Annotated in this window: 19 protein-coding genes and 1 tRNA gene; 8 read left to right on the plus strand and 12 right to left on the minus strand. The window is 66.1% G+C overall.

The annotated features are described in order from the left end of the window. Window positions 1-31: 31 nt before the first annotated feature. Complete coding sequence (locus HNR13_RS13675) at window positions 32-982, minus strand: hypothetical protein (RefSeq protein WP_179606581.1); 951 nt, start codon at window positions 980-982, stop codon at window positions 32-34. 745 nt (window positions 983-1,727) lie between these two features. Between HNR13_RS13675 and HNR13_RS13680 the strand changes: the two genes are divergently transcribed. Further along, window positions 1,728-2,312, plus strand: coding sequence for a hypothetical protein (locus HNR13_RS13680; protein WP_179606583.1), 585 nt, complete (start codon window positions 1,728-1,730; stop codon window positions 2,310-2,312). 104 nt (window positions 2,313-2,416) lie between these two features. Here HNR13_RS13680 and HNR13_RS13685 read toward each other — a convergent pair whose 3' ends face one another. From HNR13_RS13685 to HNR13_RS13695, 3 genes are all read right to left on the minus strand, one after another. Further along, a complete protein-coding gene (locus HNR13_RS13685) occupies window positions 2,417-2,629 on the minus strand; it encodes a hypothetical protein (protein WP_179606585.1) in 213 nt (70 codons plus the stop codon). 140 nt (window positions 2,630-2,769) lie between these two features. Further along, window positions 2,770-3,381: a DUF2510 domain-containing protein gene (locus HNR13_RS13690; RefSeq protein ID WP_179606587.1), complete on the minus strand. Its 612-nt coding sequence runs from the start codon at window positions 3,379-3,381 to the stop codon at window positions 2,770-2,772. Window positions 3,382-3,517: 136 nt separating this feature from the next. Then, window positions 3,518-3,697, minus strand: a complete 180-nt coding sequence (locus HNR13_RS13695) for a hypothetical protein (RefSeq protein ID WP_179606589.1) — start codon at window positions 3,695-3,697, stop codon at window positions 3,518-3,520. A gap of 136 nt (window positions 3,698-3,833) precedes the next feature. Between HNR13_RS13695 and HNR13_RS13700 the strand changes: the two genes are divergently transcribed. Next, the gene (locus HNR13_RS13700; RefSeq protein WP_179606591.1) at window positions 3,834-4,709 is read left to right on the plus strand and encodes a PIN domain-containing protein; all 876 of its coding nucleotides are present in this window, start codon (window positions 3,834-3,836) and stop codon (window positions 4,707-4,709) included. A 24-nt stretch (window positions 4,710-4,733) separates the two neighbouring features. Here HNR13_RS13700 and HNR13_RS13705 read toward each other — a convergent pair whose 3' ends face one another. Beyond that, the gene (locus HNR13_RS13705; protein WP_179606593.1) at window positions 4,734-5,111 is read right to left on the minus strand and encodes a hypothetical protein; all 378 of its coding nucleotides are present in this window, start codon (window positions 5,109-5,111) and stop codon (window positions 4,734-4,736) included. Here HNR13_RS13705 and HNR13_RS13710 point away from each other — a divergent pair. After that, window positions 5,110-5,550 (plus strand): hypothetical protein, encoded by a 441-nt coding sequence (locus tag HNR13_RS13710; RefSeq protein ID WP_179606595.1) that lies wholly within the window; start codon window positions 5,110-5,112, stop codon window positions 5,548-5,550. The genes HNR13_RS13705 and HNR13_RS13710 overlap by 2 nt on opposite strands. Before the next feature lie 976 nt (window positions 5,551-6,526). On the opposite strand, the gene HNR13_RS13715 is transcribed toward HNR13_RS13710, so the two are convergent. The 3 genes from HNR13_RS13715 to HNR13_RS13725 form a co-directional block, all read right to left on the minus strand. Next, on the minus strand, window positions 6,527-6,847 hold the full coding sequence (locus HNR13_RS13715) for a hypothetical protein (RefSeq protein ID WP_179606597.1): 321 nt from the start codon (window positions 6,845-6,847) through the stop codon (window positions 6,527-6,529). 85 nt (window positions 6,848-6,932) lie between these two features. Next, on the minus strand, window positions 6,933-7,553 hold the full coding sequence (locus HNR13_RS13720; RefSeq protein WP_179606599.1) for a hypothetical protein: 621 nt from the start codon (window positions 7,551-7,553) through the stop codon (window positions 6,933-6,935). A gap of 364 nt (window positions 7,554-7,917) precedes the next feature. After that, on the minus strand, window positions 7,918-8,541 hold the full coding sequence (locus HNR13_RS13725; protein ID WP_179606601.1) for a hypothetical protein: 624 nt from the start codon (window positions 8,539-8,541) through the stop codon (window positions 7,918-7,920). Window positions 8,542-8,718: 177 nt separating this feature from the next. On the opposite strand from HNR13_RS13725, the gene HNR13_RS13730 reads away from it, so the two are divergent. The 4 genes from HNR13_RS13730 (at window position 8,719) to HNR13_RS13745 (ending at window position 12,365) form a co-directional block, all read left to right on the plus strand. Continuing rightward, window positions 8,719-9,555 carry a tyrosine-type recombinase/integrase gene (locus HNR13_RS13730; RefSeq protein ID WP_179606603.1) on the plus strand — a complete coding sequence of 279 codons (837 nt, stop codon included), beginning with the start codon at window positions 8,719-8,721 and terminating at the stop codon, window positions 9,553-9,555. Window positions 9,556-9,675: 120 nt separating this feature from the next. Further along, window positions 9,676-11,241, plus strand: a complete 1,566-nt coding sequence (gene istA / locus HNR13_RS13735) for an IS21 family transposase (RefSeq protein WP_179606604.1) — start codon at window positions 9,676-9,678, stop codon at window positions 11,239-11,241. Beyond that, window positions 11,238-11,987 (plus strand): ATP-binding protein, encoded by a 750-nt coding sequence (locus tag HNR13_RS13740; RefSeq protein ID WP_179606606.1) that lies wholly within the window; start codon window positions 11,238-11,240, stop codon window positions 11,985-11,987. Before istA ends, HNR13_RS13740 begins: the two co-directional genes overlap by 4 nt. 144 nt (window positions 11,988-12,131) lie before the next feature. Next, entirely contained in the window at window positions 12,132-12,365 is a 234-nt protein-coding gene (locus tag HNR13_RS13745) for a hypothetical protein (protein WP_179606608.1), read from the plus strand. A gap of 196 nt (window positions 12,366-12,561) precedes the next feature. Here HNR13_RS13745 and HNR13_RS13750 read toward each other — a convergent pair. Both HNR13_RS13750 and HNR13_RS13755 read right to left on the minus strand, forming a co-directional pair. Then, window positions 12,562-12,633 (minus strand) — tRNA-Gln (locus HNR13_RS13750). Window positions 12,634-12,739: 106 nt separating this feature from the next. Then, window positions 12,740-13,816, minus strand: a complete 1,077-nt coding sequence (locus HNR13_RS13755) for a hypothetical protein (RefSeq protein ID WP_179606610.1) — start codon at window positions 13,814-13,816, stop codon at window positions 12,740-12,742. Between the two features lie 93 nt (window positions 13,817-13,909). Here HNR13_RS13755 and HNR13_RS13760 point away from each other — a divergent pair, with 93 nt between their 5' ends. Beyond that, the gene (locus HNR13_RS13760; protein ID WP_179606612.1) at window positions 13,910-14,371 is read left to right on the plus strand and encodes a MarR family winged helix-turn-helix transcriptional regulator; all 462 of its coding nucleotides are present in this window, start codon (window positions 13,910-13,912) and stop codon (window positions 14,369-14,371) included. Window positions 14,372-14,535: 164 nt separating this feature from the next. On the opposite strand, the gene HNR13_RS13765 is transcribed toward HNR13_RS13760, so the two are convergent. Beyond that, window positions 14,536-15,474 carry an FAD-dependent oxidoreductase gene (locus HNR13_RS13765; RefSeq protein ID WP_179606614.1) on the minus strand — a complete coding sequence of 313 codons (939 nt, stop codon included), beginning with the start codon at window positions 15,472-15,474 and terminating at the stop codon, window positions 14,536-14,538. Between the two features lie 9 nt (window positions 15,475-15,483). After that, window positions 15,484-17,001 (minus strand): glutamate--tRNA ligase, encoded by a 1,518-nt coding sequence (gene gltX / locus HNR13_RS13770; protein ID WP_179606616.1) that lies wholly within the window; start codon window positions 16,999-17,001, stop codon window positions 15,484-15,486. Window positions 17,002-17,010 lie beyond the last annotated feature (9 nt).

Consider the following 17,010-nt stretch of genomic DNA (forward strand, 5'->3'; position numbering starts at 1 on the left):
AGGGAAGGCCACGAGGGCTAGAGCGGCTGGTTTAGAACCACGATACGATCCGGCCGAGGAGTCCTCGTGAGCGGTCCGGACGAGCCTCAGCTTCCGTCCGTTTGAGTTCGTCAGCACGAGACTTGAATTCCGCCGCGCGCTCTCGGTAAACGTTGGCGGCGAGTTGGGCTCTGAAGCCGAATGCTGCCACAACAATTGTTAGCGCACCGGCCGGGATTAGGGCGAGGGGTTGGCTGACCAGCGATGCCAGCTCAGCGCCGAGGACGACGGAGCTCAGCAGCAAGATCCATGCTGCAGACAGCTCACGGGTTCGCGCTTTCGCGATTGCGAGCCGCTCGTAGCTTGTCGCCGACGCACTCGTCGTAAGGCTCGCTGGCGCGACGAGGTCATAAGTTCGCAGCCCCGTCAGACCCGTGCTGATCGACCGAGAAGTTCGCTCGTCGAAGCCATCGAAATATGGCTTCGCTCGTAGCGATTTACGGATCCTTCCGAGCCCCACGATCGCGCCCACCCAAGTCGGCAAAGTCGTAATGGAGAGTCCAATGAACCACCATCCGTAGGTAACAGCTGGCGTGTTCCCGCCTACCAGTGCCGAGAGTACGAGGAACGCCGCAAACCAGCTGACTGTCCACAGCCCGAGCCACCAACACGTCCGCGCGGATAGCAACACGTGGTTGAACGACTCTGTGGTTGAGTCATCAGAACTCACCCGTAGCGACAGCAATGTCTGCGTGAAGAGCAGACAGCTAGCAGTCCCTCCCGCTGCGAGGAGAATCACTGCCACGTTGAACGGCGTATGAAATCCCTCGTTCAGGTCGGTCAAGGTCTTTCGAATGTCACCGGGTGTGAACGCCACCGCGTAAATCACTGGCACGGTCACTGCTACGGCAGCCGCCTGAGTGACAACCATTACCCAAATGACCGGAGTCAATTGGCTGGAAGTGAGGGCGACGGTGACACCGCCGCGGGTCGAAATGGCCACGCGACATGCTAATGGCGGATGCCTCCCGCGATGCCGTCAAGACACGCGGCCCAGCGGGATCGCACATCAGCCTTGTGGTATCAACGTGCACTAGCGGGCCGGCCATTGCCGTGACGGGACGGCGGCGACATGTCGCGGTCCGCCTCTGGGCCGGCGCCGCGTCAAGCGGCGGTCTCGTCGCGGGGTCACCGCGAGGACGGAGTAGCGATATCCGGCGAGACAGCGCAGGACAACACGTGGGACATGTCGTGACAGCCCGGCGGGACAGGCGACTGTCTCAACGATCCCGTCCGATGGGACAGTCCGGGTGACACCGACGGGACGACCGGCGAGGCAGTGGCGTCACGAACGCGGGTCGCAGTCGTCCCGTTACGTGGGACAGGGAGCGTGTCGCGGGCGTCCCGCTGCGGGGCGATGGGAGCGCGTCGTCAGCGTCCCGCGACGGATTGTTGTCTCCGTCACATCGGCACGCTGCACGCGTTTGCGGCTCGTTCGCGCGATGTTTACGGTCCGGTTCGATGACCTCTGAAGCATCGGGGCGTGGTCGATGGTTTCGAGTATGTGACTGTGCAGATAGGGTCGTCGCCCGGTAGACCGCACTCGGACGCGCTCACGGTCGGGATCAACAACGTGTCGCAGCACGGATGGCGGCTCATCGCGCCTCCATCGCTGTTCCATAAAGGGATTGGGACAGAGCCAAGCATCTACATGGCGACATTCGAGCGGCCAAAAGCGTGGGTCTCAGATGCCCAATGACTTGTACCCGGAACGGCCGTGGGAAAACCGGCCCGCATCGCCGGGCCTGCCACCCAAGGCGCCGCTGGCTCCACAGAGGAAGCGGCACACCGGCATCTGGGTGACCTTCGCTGTCGCGGCAGTCTTGATGGTCGTACTGGTTGTTGCTTTCGGTCGCGCTAAGCCGGCCATTGACGCTGGGCCGCAAACCATTGCCGCAGCAGATTCAATCTCGGCTGAGTGCGAAGCCGCTGCTGCCAAGGCCGACGCAGTGCTAACGCAGCTCTACGCGGCCGGTGGTCCCGACGACAAGCTGAACGACGCCGCGCTCAGCGTAAAGACCCCGGAGCAGCAGGCCGAATACGATGCTGCGCGCAAGGCAGTCGAGGACGCGGACGCCGCGGCTGTATTGCCGACGTTCGACTCGTGCAAGACCGCTTCCGAATGGCTCGGTGCAGCGAAGAAGCATCTCGCGCTTGCGCAGGTGACTAGCCCCGACGCGGTCACCGATCTCACGATTGCGTCGCTGTGCGGTTTTCCCGGCGCATCCGCGAAGCCGGCCTGCGTCGATGCTGCCGCGCTTGGGGTGACATGAGCTCGCAGGACTGCCACTGTCTCTTGGAGGGACGGCGTGGAATTCTCGCTGCACACGCTGTGCGGTAGGCGACGGTGATGTCGTTTCAGCAGTTCGGCAACTGCTCAGCAGTACGGCAACTGGTCGACCTGACCTTGGAGCCCGTTCAGCTCAATGAGGTCGGTGCCGGCTGCGGCGTGGTCGTTTGACGCAGCGTTAGTCGCTTGCAGCAGCAGGGCCTTTGCAGCCGCGAGCTTGTCTGATGCGACGCTTGCGGTGAAGTGACCAGCACCGGGGTTGTTGAGCGCGCCGAGGGCGTTGGTCAGCGCCGGGAGCACGCTGCCGAGGCTGTTCGCGGTGTCCGACAGGTTGTTCCAGGGCTGACTGCTCCGCGGATCTCAGACCCGAAGCCGCTTGCGGCCGTATCGTCATGATGCGGCCGCAAGCGGCTGTTCACCCACGCGCAGGCGAGCCTCTTCTAGGCGACGCGGCCTATGAAGCCAGCGATAATTCCGAGAACCAGGCCGATCCAGAACGGCGCGAACGTGAAAAGTATCCCGAGCGTCAGCCCTGCAGCTGCAACACCACCGTTCCCGCGAGTTCTGTACCGGGCGAGACCGATCGCTGAGAAAACGATCCCCGCGATCGCCAGCCCCGGCGCGATGACAACGCCGGCGAGCGACACGTATGCGCTCCAGTCTTGACCGGGGATATGCGTAGCAACGTCCAACATGATGACGGTGACGATCGAGACCATCACAGCGAGGAGCGACAGTCCCCGGCCAACGAATGCGTGACTGTTACGGGGCGAGGCCGCGGATTGGCGGCGCGGGTACTCGGCTTCGACTGCTGCGCGTCGAGACGCAAACGGGACGTAAGCGACTTCTTCATGCAGCGGAGCGGCCGTGTTCTCGTAAGGCAACGGCTCCGGAGCGATAGCAGAGGGCGCCGGCGACATCTGCAGGGCCGGCGAAGTTGTTCGCACGTGCTCGGTCCAAGCGGAACCGTTCCACCAACGGTGCGAGCCGTCGGCCCGGTTCGGGTCCGGGTCTTCGTACCAGCCAGCAGGCGGCAGGACAGCATCGGTCACTGGACTCCCCCATTCGAGCGCTCGGACCAAGCTCTCGGGCAGAGTGGCGGCGCGGTCGTTACAAGCTACAGATCAATCGCGTTGAAAGGCGCGCCCCAGAACGGGTGATCTCGGTCACGAAACGTGAGGGCTAGCGCTACTCGCCGCGGTACAGCTCGCGCACTGGTCCGTTGATCTCTGCGTGGTGCTTCCGGAGTGCAGACAGGACTGCCCCACGGATGATCGCCCACCAGATCAGCACCCAAATGATGATGCCAAGTAGTGAAGCCGCGATTGTGCCGATGATCATGAGGACCGGAGTGTTGGGCGAGACCATTCCGTCAGGCTATCGGCGTGCCTGAGACCGAGACCCAGCCTACGGGGCTGTGCGTGACCCCAGTTCGGGCCGGCGGTGCTCGAGGAACGGCACCCGTCAGCACGCTGTGTCCCCAGCGTATGCGACGCTTTTCAGCATGATCCGTTTGTCACCAGGCGCTTCCGTCGAGTCAGCGAAAGAAGCGCTCACCACTGCCGCCCGCGACGCAGGCAACGTCATCGGCGCCGGCGGCACCGGCGTTGACCGCTTCAACGGCTACTTGGACTGGGCCGTCACACAGGAGCGCAGGCTTGCAAACGCGTACAGTGGCGCCGCGATCGACGACCTTCTCAGGACTCGGCGGTACTGGGCAATTCAGACGCTCTCCCCCGCCGACTACGGCTCTTCTCTCGGGCGTTTCATCGAACTCGAGTTGACCGACCGGATCCGAGAGTTCGAAGCTGAGGTAACGAAGCTCAACGAGGCCGCAGCACTATGGCAGGAGCATCCCAACGGTTCCCTGCTGAACTGCGTCGTGCTCGACACCAACATGATCATGGGTCACGCAACCGGCCTGGCCAGCCTCGACTGGACGCGGATGATTGACCGGCGGCCACATGAGCCGATAGGTCTCGCGACCCTTTCTGTTGTCATCGACGAGCTTGATTCGCTCAAAACGGCGTCAGGGAACATGACGAACGTTGCCGGCGAGTCGTACCCGAGACGGAGTCTTGCGCAGCGAGCCCTGAACCACCTCAATAAGACCTTCCCCGACAAGCATCGACGGACACAGCTTGAATACACTCCTGCCGACGCCGGACCGATCGTTCCCAGGCTGTATCAGGTCCTCGTGCTCGATGACCTTGATCACACGCGCCTGCCAACCGCCGATGCAGAGATCCTGGACCGAGCCCTGACCCTCGAGCCCTTCACCCAAAGCGTGACGGTGGTCAGTTACGACACCAACCTCATCTTCACTGCGCGAAGCCTTGGACTAGAAGCGAAGCTACTCAACCACGACGAAGCGTCTTAGCACCGGCGCGAAGGCCACGCGCAATTAGTCGATATCGCCGGGAAACGCTTCCCGATAACGATCCTCGTTCGTGACGCAGAAAACCCTGACCGTCCAATCGCGGACGTATCCTGTCCAGACCCGGAAGCCTTCGGCTTCACCCGCGGCTGGCGGCGGGTCAAGTTCGAGCAGCCCACCCCACTGGTCGCATAGCTCGCTCCTGCCAGGGGCGGCCGCTCCTTCCGGGTGCTCTCCAGTCAGGATTGGCTCGAACTCGAGGTCGACCCGCCACGACAACGGTTCAAGGCCGTGGGCTGCACCGTGCGCGTTCAGTTCTTTGGCGATGCCGAGCTCGATCAGTTGATGCACGAAGACTTCGGTCGCCGCGGTCAGGATGTGATCGTACCGATACGATCCGGTCATGGAGATCCGAAAAGGCGCAGTCCCCCTTCGAACGGTCACCCCTCGCGAGAACGACGCTGGCGAGAACCTGGACGGCACGAGCCTGATCCCGTTGCTGTACGCGACGAGGACGGCTAAGGCCAACCCGGAGGGACAGCTTCTCCGGTGCGCTGCGTGCGGGTCCGATGTGGTGTCGCCGACGAATGTCGAGACCTACGTCAGTGAGTACGACGAGCTTCAGCCTGGCACACGCATGGACCTCGTCAACGGTTCAACCGAATCCGTCACGGGAAACGAAGCGCTACGGACCGACTACCGGCCGCGCGGCAACACGGTGGGTGTCTTCTTCCGCTGCGAGATGGGGCACAGATTCGTGCTCGAGCTCGCCCGTCACAAAGGGCAAACGATGGCCGCGACCTACTCCTGGATCGACGGCGACGAGTCGTGGTGGAACGAATGATCGTGGCCTCGACCGCCGGCGTGCCCTCATAAGTCCGCTTGCAGCGGCGCGTGTGGGTGACGCGAGAGGCTGGCTCTCGTACATTTGGTGGCGGCCGCACGCGTATCTAGTGACGCGAGAGGCTGGCTCTCGTACATTGGGTGACGCCCCCGCGGCCATCCGCTGCCGCGCCCGAGCGTTCTCGTACCTTTGGTGGCGGGCACCCAGCGTGTGTATCTGGTGACGCCAGCCCCTTCGTAAATTCGGTGGCGGCGCGGGGCCTCTCGTACTTTCGGTGGCGCCTCCGCGGCCATCCGCTGCCGCACGAGCGTTCTCGTACCTTTGGTGGCGGGTACCGCCGCGTGTATATCTGGTGACGCCGGACCCCTCGAAAATTCGGTGACGCCTCCGCGGTCCTCCGGTGCCACACGAGCGTTCTCGTACCTTTGGTGGCGGGCACCGCCGCGTGTGTATCTGGTGACGCCAGCCCATTCGTAAATTCGGTGGCGCCTCCGCGCTCATCCGATCCCGCACGAGCATTCTCGTACCTTTGGTGGCGGCCACCGCGCGCGTGTATCTGGTGACGCCGGAGGGCTCTCATGCATTCGGTGACCGGCCAGGGCCTCTCGTGCTTTCGGTGACGCCCCCGCGGCCATCCGGTGCCGCACGAGCGTTCTCGTACCTTTGGTGGCGGGCACCGCCGCGTGTGTATCTGGTGACGCCGGAGGGCTCTCGTACTTTCGGTGACGCCCCCGCGGCCATCCGCTGCCGCACGAGCGTTCTCGTACCTTTGGTGGCGGGCACCGCCGCGTGTGTATCTGGTGACGCCGGAGGGCTCTCGTACTTTCGGTGACGCCCCCGCGGCCATCCGCTGCCGCACGAGCGTTCTCGTACCTTTGGTGGCGGGCACCGCCGCGTGTGTATCTGGTGACGCCGGACTACTCGCACATTCAGTGACGCCCCCGCTCCGACGTGCATCCACTGATGCCCGCGCGCCCTACCAGTCCCTGGGCCCGGCATCCTCCGAGAACGGCCTCGCCCGTTGTCCGTCGAGGTAGTCCGAAAGCCCGTTGATCGACCCCGGCGTAGCCAGTTGTGCCGGTTTCGTCAGCGGGTGCGGTGCCGAAACCCGATTCGCGGCGACGCGCCGGCGAATCCGCCGTCCGTCGCGATGCCAGCGGGCGTCGGCGCGAAGGCGGAGCTCCCAGCGCACGAGGAACCGGAGGACTTGGACAGCGCCGACGGATGAGAAGAGCGCGAATATCGCGAAGCCGGCCCAATAGGCGGTCGGGTTGGTGGCGGCCAGGTGCTCGAGCATCGCTGTCAGGCTAGTGAGCGGACTTAGACGGCCGCGAGGTCCCGTTCTGGGGGCAGCCGTAACAGCGATGTTCCCGCAACCTACCTCAAACGTCTCCCCCTGTATCTCGCTCCGGCTGATGCTGACTAAAAGCCAGAACCTCGTCGACCGTGTCCTCACTCAGGAGTCGCGCGAGATCTTCTGTCGGAACTTCGGGAAGCCGCCTCATGAACTCGTCTCGAATCGCCCGCCGGGCGAGCGCCCTGCTTTCAAGCTCCGACTTCTGGTACGCGGCCGCGGCCCGGTTGCTGGCGCGAGTTGTTGTCCAATCCCGGATGATTTCCAGGATACGAACGAGGAAGGGGAAGTTCACGCTGAGATCGATCTTGAGCGGGTTCTCGTAGACGACACTCACCGCCTGCGCGCGTGGGACGCCCTGCTCCAAAAGGATCGCTTGCAGTCTGCGTTCGCGTGCAGCCCGAAAAGATGGGGGAGGGATGACGGCCCTGATCGAGAGGGCTTCAGCCACCACTTCGAAGCTCCCGCCCTGCAACTCTTCGACTGTCTCTCGATCCAGAATTCCCGCCTGCTCGCGGTATGCAAGGTTCTGCGCGTCAACCGCCAACAAGATGATGCTATTCAGCTCGTTGACCCGTTCCGCAATGACGCTGAAATCCGCGTCGGGACCAAGGTCCCAACTCAAAGTGAGCCGCACTGGTTCCGCCATGCGGCGACTCTAGCGAGCGCACGCGGAACGCACCAGGATAGCCAAGCTGGCACGCGTCACCGCGCCGAACCCTCGAGCTCCCCCAACCGCGCCCTCTTCCACTCCGCGTGCCGGCGGATGGTCGCGCAAGATCCCCGCTCCACACGCCCGCCTCCTGCTTCTGCACCAGCAACCACTACGCCGCCCTAGCAACCGCCTCGCCGAACGCTCGGTGTCAGACCGTCGCGATACGAGTTCGGCGATCGCGCCGTCAGTAAGAAGTTCGGGGTGGGTCGTGGCGAGCCTACCGTTGGCCGGCGACATGAGACGGTGTCGCCATTTGCCGACGCAACGCTACCCGCTAGGGGAAAAGACCTAGAAGATCTCAGCCCTCGGAAGTGGTCTCGGCTGCGCATGCTCGTGCGGCTAGGTACTTCGTTCTCGTGAACAAGAACACCAATACCAGCACCGCCACGACGAGCAGACTCACGCCGACCGTAATCCAGGCACAAGCCAAGGCCGCCTCAGCCGACGACGCGTCGCCACTGGCGCGAGCAGCCGCCTGGGCCGCGTCGGCCTGCGCGCGGGTCACATCATCCTTCGCCGAGTTCAGGTTGCCATACCCGCTCTCTACAGCTTGGTTTGCCGCCTCGAACCTCTTGCGTTCGGTTAGTAGAGCAGCTGGCGGATTCGACCCTGCTGTTGCTTGCTGGATCAGCATCAGGCCCGCTGCGCCGTATTTGTCGGTGTAGACCTGGAGCGCGGCCAACGCGGCCTGGTACTGCGCCTGCATGGCCGCCTCGGAGCCTTTCGCGTCCGTGACATGCCGGCGGGCGCTGATTGCTTCACTTTTTGAGGACGCGGCGTTACCGGCGGCGCTGCCCGCTGAGATGAACACCGCCACTGAGAGAACAGCTCCGACAATGGTCGCCACGATCAACACGACACCCGCAGCGAACATGAGCGTCCGCGTGCTGCGAATATGCGCCTCGGCTTGCTGGGTCGACATGGCATGAGGGTACCGATGGCGCGGTCGTCACGCATACCCCAAAACGGAGTGGACAACTAATCTGCGATTCCGATCTTGAGAGGGCTAGGGACAACCAGAAAACGCCCGAACTTGTATCGAACCGCATCGGCGGCGGTCCGGAAGCGAACCGGTGGGGTCGCGGTTAGAGGACGGGCCGTGGACGATGCGCGGGCGTGGCTACTCCGTGGTGCGGCGCCGCGAGACGCGGCGCCTTGGTGGGAGGACGCGCTGCTGCGCCCGGAGGGCCGCCATTGGACTGATTTCTTTGCTCCCACGCCGAGTCCCCAGACCGTGCAGCGACACGAATCATCGCTTTCCGCGCACATCCTGCCGGCGTTCGGCGACCTTTCGGTGTCCGAGCTCTCCAACCCCCGACTGCGAAAGTGGATTAAAGCGTTGGCGAAAGACCACCTCGCTGAAGCGCGAAATTCGCGGGTCGTTCTTCGCCACGTGCTCTCAAAAGGCGCCGACGAAGGAGTTTGCACGCCAAGCCTCTTCGACTTCGACGGCATCAGGCTCGCGGTGCCCAAGAAGAAGGCTCGAGCAATCACCCGAGATGAGCTAGAGCGCCTGCGCAACCTGGTTGCGGATGACCGGGCACGTCCACGAAGTGGCCCGAAGACTCGGAAAGCGCACGACGACGTCGTCGACGCAATCGACCTCGCACTCGCCACTAGCCTGCGCATCTCGGAGGTTCTCGGCATCAGCTCGCAGGACCTCGACTTCGACGGTGCAGAGCCCACACTGAATGTCACTGCGAAGGTCGAATACGTGCGCGGCTCCGGTTATGGACTCGGGCCCGTTAAGACGGCGACGACCGAGCGGGGCATCGTCCTTCCGCGGTTCGCCGCCGAAATCGTCCAAGCACGAATCGAGACCTACGGGCCTGGACTCATCTTCCGGAGTTCACGAGCGGCCGGCGGCCCTATCTCGCAGAACAACCTGCGCAGGCTGAATATTCGCTTCTCTGAGCGCCACGAGTATTGGGGTTGAGCGCGACTTGCTCGTGGACGCGATCGCGTTGTTGAGCGCCACCGGATATTGGGGTTCGGCGCCGTCTTTCTAGGCTCCTTCTGCCGCGTGGCTGATCACACGGCAGAAGGAGTAGTTCGGATGGTACGCAGGATCAAGGCGAAGCTGGTGCTGAGGCTTCGCGCGGAGGGGCTCACGGGTCGGCAGATCGCGGCGCAGGGCATGTCCAGGCACTCGGTGACGGCGGTGCTCGACGCCGCTGACCGGGAGGGCATCGGCTGGGACGACATCGTCGAGCTCGAGGAAGCGGACGTGTATGCGCGGCTGTTCCCAGGGCGTGGTGATTACGAGAGTGTTCACGCGCAGCCGGACTGGGACCGGGTGCATCGGGAGCTCGCCCGGGTCGGGGTGACGTTGAAGCTGCTGCATGGTGAGTACGTCGACGCTTGCCGGAGCAAGGGGGAGACGGCGATGGGGTACGACCGATTCTGCAAGTCGTATCAGCGTCACGTGCTGGTGATCGGCGCGTCGTCGCGGGTTGGACACAAGGCGGGGCAGACGGTCGAGGTCGACTGGTCCGGGAAGACGATGCAGCTGACCGATCCGGTCACCGGGCAGCAGACGAGGGTGTACTTGTTCGTCGCGACGCTGCCGTTCTCGAGGTATTCGTTCGTCGAGCCGGCCCTGGATATGAAGCAGGACACCTGGTTGCGCGCGAACGCGGCGATGTTCGACTGGTTCGGGGGCAGCGTCCCGCGGATCGTCCCTGACAACCTGAAGACGGGAGTGATCAAGCACCCCGCTGAGGGCGAGGTCGTGCTCAACGACGCGTATCGGGAGCTCGCCGCGCACTACTCCGCGGCGGTGCTGCCGGGCCGGCTCGCGAAGCCGAAAGACAAGGCGAGCGTCGAGGGCACCGTCGGGAACGTCGCCACCTCGGTGATCGCGACGCTGCGCAACAGGGCTTTCGCGACGCTGTCGGAACTGCGCGTCGCGATCCATGAGCGGGTCACCGCTTACAACGCCGAGCCGTTCCAGAAGCGCGCCGGATCGAGGCTTTCCGTGTTCGAGGCGGAGGAGAAGCCGCTGCTGAGGCCGCTGCCGGCGGTTCCGTTCGAGATCTCCCAGTGGCGCTATGGACGCAAGGTCCAGAAGAACGGGCACGTGGTGTTCGAGCGGAACTTCTACTCCGTCCCCTACGAGCACATCGGCCGGTCCGTCGACCTGCGGATCACGGACAGCACCCTGGAGGTGTTCGCCGGGGACCAGCGGCTCACCAGTCACCTCCTCGCCCCCGCGGGGGTGATCAACGAGTACCGGACGCATGACAGCGACCTGCCCGACGGGCCCCGCTACCAGCAGATGGACCCTCAACGGGCGCGGGAATGGGCGGCGAGGATCGGGGAGAACACCACCACGATCGTGAACCGCATCTTCGAGTCCGTGCCCGTCGATGAGCAGGGCCTGGACGCTGCGCTGGCAGTGCTGCGGATGACGAGACGCTACTCCGCGGCACGGGTCGAGGCGGCGGCCGGCATCGCGCTGCAGTCGCGGGTGAGGTCGCCGCGGTATGCGCATCTGCGACCGATCCTGGAGTCGAACCAGGAGCAGACCGGCAGGCGACAGCCAAGGTTCGAACCGAGTGCTTGGGAGGAACCGGCCGGGTATGTCCGCGGCGCCGACTACTACGCGGGAGGCACCCGATGAGCCGGCTCGATGCGGAGACGAAGCGGAAGCTGCGGGAGATGGGCGTCCCCGCCCTGATCGACGCGTTCGACGTCCAGGACGACACCCTCACCATGGGGTTGGTGTTCGAAGAGCGCATCAAGCTCGCCGTCGACGACGCCCACGCCGCGTTCACCCACTCGAAGGTCGAGGGGCTGATCCGGCGGGCGGGGCTGCGATACCCGAACGCGGACCTGCGCCGCGTCGATCTGCTCGAACAGCGCGGCCTGGACCGGGGTGTGATCGCGCAGCTCGGGACCTGTCAGTTCATCACCCGGCACATGAACGTCGTGTTCCAAGGCTTCACCGGCTCCGGGAAGTCCTACCTCGGGTCCGCGTTGGCGAAACAGGCGTGTCAGCACCGCTACCGGGCGCACTACATCCGCATGCCCGACCTCGAAGAGACCTGGGCCGCCGCGAAAGACCGCCCCGCGGGCAGGGAGAAGTGGCTGCGGAAGTACTCCACGTTCACGCTGCTGGTGATCGACGAGTGGTTGCTCGACCCGCCCACCGACGACGTCCGGTCCATGCTGCTCGAGCTCCTCGAGAGGCGTTACGACGCGACCTCGACGGTGTTCTGCACCCAATACGCGAAGAAGGACTGGCACCAGCGCCTCGGCGGCGGGGTCCATGCCGACGCGATCATGGACCGCATCGTCCACAACACCCTCTGGATCGAGACCGGCGACGTCAACATGCGCGAGCAGACCGCCGCCGCGGCCGGCTGAAACCGGGCCGGTGAGCGTCGCGCCCGCGGGGGTGGCGCTCACCGGCAATACCAGTGGCCCCGAGAGTGAATATCGACTGGCGCTCAACCGCAATAATCAGTGGCGCTCACGACTCCAAATACTCACAGGCTTCTACGCGAAATCGTGAAGGGTACCGACCTGGAATGGGTGACACCTCACGCAGCCCGGAAGACGGTGCTCACGGCAGTGAACCACCAGCTCGGTTCCAAGGTTGCAGCTGCGGTAGCGGGCCACGCTGACGACGCGCTCATAATCAGCACCTACGGTGAGAAGGCGAGCATGGCCCCGAACGTGACCAGCATCACCGAGGCAATGTTCGCGCGGAATCGACCGGTCGCCGACGAACAAATCGGCTGAGAAGCGCCAGCCTCGACAAGCGCCCCCGCATTGCGGGGGCGCTTTCGTTTTCGGCACCGCGCATTTTCGTGCCCGGGACGTTTATTCGCCGTTTAATCGGTGAGAACGAGTGAATTCGCATGAAGCCAGATGAGAGCCAAGCTCCCAAAACAGCAGAAAACCCCGGTAATCACCGGGGTTTCGACTGGATTTCTTGCTGGGGTACCTGGACTCGAACCAAGAACAACTGAACCAGAATCAGCCGTGTTGCCAATTACACCATACCCCAAGGGCTTCGGGCTGTGGCCCGGGCACGAGATACAACAATAGCCTATGCTCCGGCGCTTTCCCAAAACGCGGGGGGGGCCGGGCGAGCCGTCGCCCGGCCGTGCGGGTCAGGCCGCGACCGCGGCCGTCGCCTCCTCCTCAGCGGTCGCCTCGACCGTGTCGTCGGCGGCCCGGCGGCGGCGGACGGTGAGGAGGTGGCTGATGCCGATCAGCGCCAGTCCCGCGGTCGCCCAGAGCGCCAGCCGGAGGCCGTCGAACCCGAACTGCTGCCCGGGCAGGTAGGTCAGCGCGCGGGCGGCGTCCAGCCAGGCGGCGCCCGTCCAGAAGGTGCTGAGGCCTGCGAAGAACGGCGGCTGCATGTTCTGCGGGAAGATGCCGCCCGAGGTCGTCACGTTGAGCATGACGAACAGCAGGGTGAGGACCGGGGTGGTCCAGCGTCCCAGCATCGGGTGCAGGCCGACGCCGATGGTGATGATGCCGAACGTGTAGAGCGCGCCGAGGAGGCCGATGCTCCACTCGTTGCCGGAGAGCACGTGGAAGAGCGGGCCGGCGACCACGGTGGTGATCGCCGAGACGGCCACCGCGGTCGCGGCGGAGACGGCGACCCGCCAACCGATCCCGAGGCGGCCGGCGACGGCGGCGATCGCGATCGCGCTGGAGTAACCGCCCACGCTCATCGCCACCATCATGAAGAACAGCCCCTGGCCGGTCATGTCGTCGGCCGGCACCGGGCGGACGTCGTCGATCGTCACCGGCAGGTGCTGCTGGTACGCGATGGGGAGGAACAGCTCCTCCGCGGCGGACGCCTCGGCCGGGGATGCGGCGGTGGAGACGATGATCGTCGCGTGGGTCCGGTCGGTGGCGTACGCGGCCGACAGGGTGCCGTCCGCGACCTTCGCCTTCGCCGTCGCGACCGTCGCAACAGTGCTCACGTCCAGCGCGGCGGGCGCCTTGTCGTTGAGGGTCTGGGCGAAGACGTCGGTCGCGGGCCCCTGGCCGACGATCCCGACCGGGATGTTGTCCGGGTGCGCGGCGTGGAACGCGCCGAGGTACGCCAGCGCCATGCCCGCGGCGAGGAACAGCGGGATGACGATGTGCGACCCGAGGGCCTTCCAGAAGGCGGCGGGCGGCCACGGGCGCGGGCGGGCGACGGCGGGGACGGGGGTGATGCGGTGCGCGGACATGCGGGTGCCGGGATCCTCTCGTGCGTATGTTGCATAAAGCAACGTACGTTAGATCGTTGTATTGTGCAACTCGACTGCCGGTAGGCTGGGACGATGACGCCCCCGACCGCGCCGGATCCCCGCGATCGCACCTCCAGCGACCCGATCGCCCGCGTGCAGCGCGAGCTCCTCACCCTGGGCCGCCGCGGCACGGCGCGCGTCCGCCGGGAGGACGAGGTGCTGTCGGTCGTGGACCGCTCGCTGCTGACCTACATCCAGGACAACCCCGGCTGCCGGGCCGTCGACATCGCGGCGCACTTCCAGCTCAACCGCTCGACCGTGTCGCGGCAGCTCGCCGCCCTCCTGGAGCACGGCTACGTGGCGGCCGACGACGACGCTCCCGGAGGCTCGCGCGGCATCGCGCTGCGGCTCACCCCGGCAGGCGGCCGCGCCTTCGACCAGTCGACGCGCACGGTCCTGGACTCGGTGGCGCGCCGCCTCGAGGGCTGGTCCGAGACGGACCTCGAGGCGTTCGCGCGCATGCTCGAGCGCTACAACGCGGCGCCCGACGAGTGACCCCGCGCACAGCGATTCGTGCCGAATGTCGCGAATCGCAGCGCCAAAGCCCACATTCGTGACGAATGTCGCGCCCTCGCCGACGCGGCCGCGCGCTAGCGATTCGTGACGAATGTCGCGAATGCGGGCGCTAAAGCCCACATTCGTGACGAATGTCGCGCGGGCTAGAGGACCGCGCCCTCGTCCGCGGCGATCCCGATCAGGTCGCGGTTCACCGCGGCGGCGACGACCGCGCCGGACCCGGCGGCCACGATCAGCTGCTGCGGACCGGGAGCCGTGGTCTCCCCCGCCGCATAGACCCCGGGGAGCGACGTGCGCCCGTGGGCGTCCGTCACCAGATAGCCGTCGGAGTCCCGGTCCAGGTCGAGGCCGTCGGCGAACGACAGCGCGGGCGTCCAGACCGGTCGCACGAAGCCTCCCGCCCGCGGGATCACAGTGCCGTCGGCGAGCCGGACGCCGGTCATGACACCCTTCTCCCCCACCACGTCCTCGATCGGCCGCCGCTCGACCCGAACGCCGAGCCGCGCGAGCGCGCGCTCCTCGTCGTCACCGATCGGCGCGACGCCGTTGGTGAAGACGATGAGGTCGTCCGTCCACTGGGTGAGCAGCAGCGCCCGCTCGGCCATGTCCGCCGTCTCGCCGATCAGCGCGAGCGGCTCCCCCGCCTTCTCGAAGCCGTCGCACTCCAGGCAGCTGTGCAGCTGGGTGCCGTAGAACGCCCGCAGGCTCGGGAGGGCGGGCATCGTCTCGGTGACCCCGGTCGCGATCACGACCGTCTCGGCCACCGCGTCCACGTCGGCGCCGCCGCGCACGCCCGTGGCGCGCACCCGGAAGCCGTCGGCGTCCACCGCAACCTCGCTCACCTGGGCGAACACGACGTCGGCCTCGTCGTAGCCGGAGACCTCCTCGCGGCCGAGGCGGCGCAGCTCCGCAGGAGCGACGCCGTCGCGGCTGAGGAAGCCGTGCGCCTGCAGCGTCGCCGCGTGGCGCGGCCGGTTGCCGTCCACCACCAGCACGCGACGCCGGGCGCGCGCCAGGTTCAGCGCGGCACTGAGGCCGGCCGGACCGCCCCCGACGACGATGACTTCGACGCTGGCCGCCACCGCGCCCGCCTAGCCCAGGCTCGCCGACAGCGCGTCGAGGCGGGCGAGCGACTCGGCCTTGCCGAGGATCTCCATCGACTCGAAGAGCGGAGGCGACACCCGGCGGCCGGAGATCGCGACCCGTAGCGGGCCGAAGGCGACCCGCGGCTTGAGCGCGAGGCCGTCCACCAGAGCGTCGCGCAGGGCGGCCTCGATCGCGTCGTGCGTCCAGCCGTCTTCCGGGAGCAGCTCGAGCGCGCCGAGCGATGCGGCCAGCACCTCGCCGGCGTTGTCGGGCAGCGACGCGCGGGCGTCGTCCTCGATGGTCAGCGACGCGGCGTCGGTGAACAGGAAGCCCAGCATCCCCGGCGTCTCGCCGAGGAGCTGCACGCGCTCCTGCACCAGCGGCGCGGCCTCGGCCAGCACCGCGCGCTGCGCCTCGGTCAGCGGTTCGGTGAGCACACCGGCCGCGACCAGGTACGGGATGGTCCGCTCGGCGAAGTCCCCGACCTCCAGCAGCCGGATGTGGTCGCCGTTGATCGACTCGGCCTTCTTCTGGTCGAAGCGGGCCGGGTTCGGGTTCACGTCGGCGACGTCGAACGCCGCCACGAGCTCCTGGATGGAGAACACGTCGCGGTCGTGCGTCAGCGACCAGCCGAGGAGCGCCAGGTAGTTGACCAGCCCCTCCGGGATGAACCCGCGGTCGCGGTGGTGGAACAGGTTGGACTCGGGGTCGCGCTTGGAGAGCTTCTTGTTGCCCTCTCCCATGACGTACGGGAGGTGGCCGAAGCGCGGGACGAACGTGGTCACGCCGGCGTCGATGAGCGCGTGGTACAGCGCGATCTGCCGCGGCGTGGAGGACAGCAGGTCCTCGCCGCGGAGGACGTGCGTGACGCCCATGAGCGCGTCGTCCACCGGGTTCACGAAGGTGTAGAGCGGGTGGCCGTTCGGCCGCACCACGACGAAGTCGCTGAACGAGCCGGCCGGGAAGGTGATCTCGCCGCGCACCAGGTCGTCGAAGCTGAGGTCGTCGTCCGGCACGCGCAGGCGCAGCGCGGGCTCGCGGCCCTCGGCGCGGTAGGCGGCCTTCTGCTCGTCGGTGAGGTCGCGCTCGAAGTTGTCGTAGCCGAGCTTCGGGTCGCGGCCGAGCGACACGTTGCGCGCCTCGATCTCCTCGCCGGTGGCGAAGCTCTCGTAGATGTGGCCGGAGGCCTTCAGCCGCTCGATCAGCTCGCGGTAGATGTCGTAGCGCTGCGACTGCCGGTAGGGCTCGTTCGGGCCGCCGGCGTCGATGCCCTCGTCCCAGTCGAGGCGCAGCCAGCGCAGCGCGTCGATGATCATCGCGTAGGACTCTTCGCTGTCGCGGGCCGCGTCGGTGTCCTCGATGCGGAAGATGAGCTTGCCGCCGGTGTGCCGCGCGTACGCCCAGTTGAACAGGGCGGTGCGGATCAGGCCGACGTGCGGCGTTCCGGTGGGCGACGGGCAGAACCGGACGCGGACGTCCGCGCCGGTCGCGGTCGAGAAGGGGTGCGAAGTGTTGTCAGACATACCTCTGAA

The organism is Leifsonia shinshuensis (genome assembly GCF_013410375.1).
Taxonomy (GTDB): Bacteria; Actinomycetota; Actinomycetes; order Actinomycetales; family Microbacteriaceae; genus Leifsonia; species Leifsonia shinshuensis.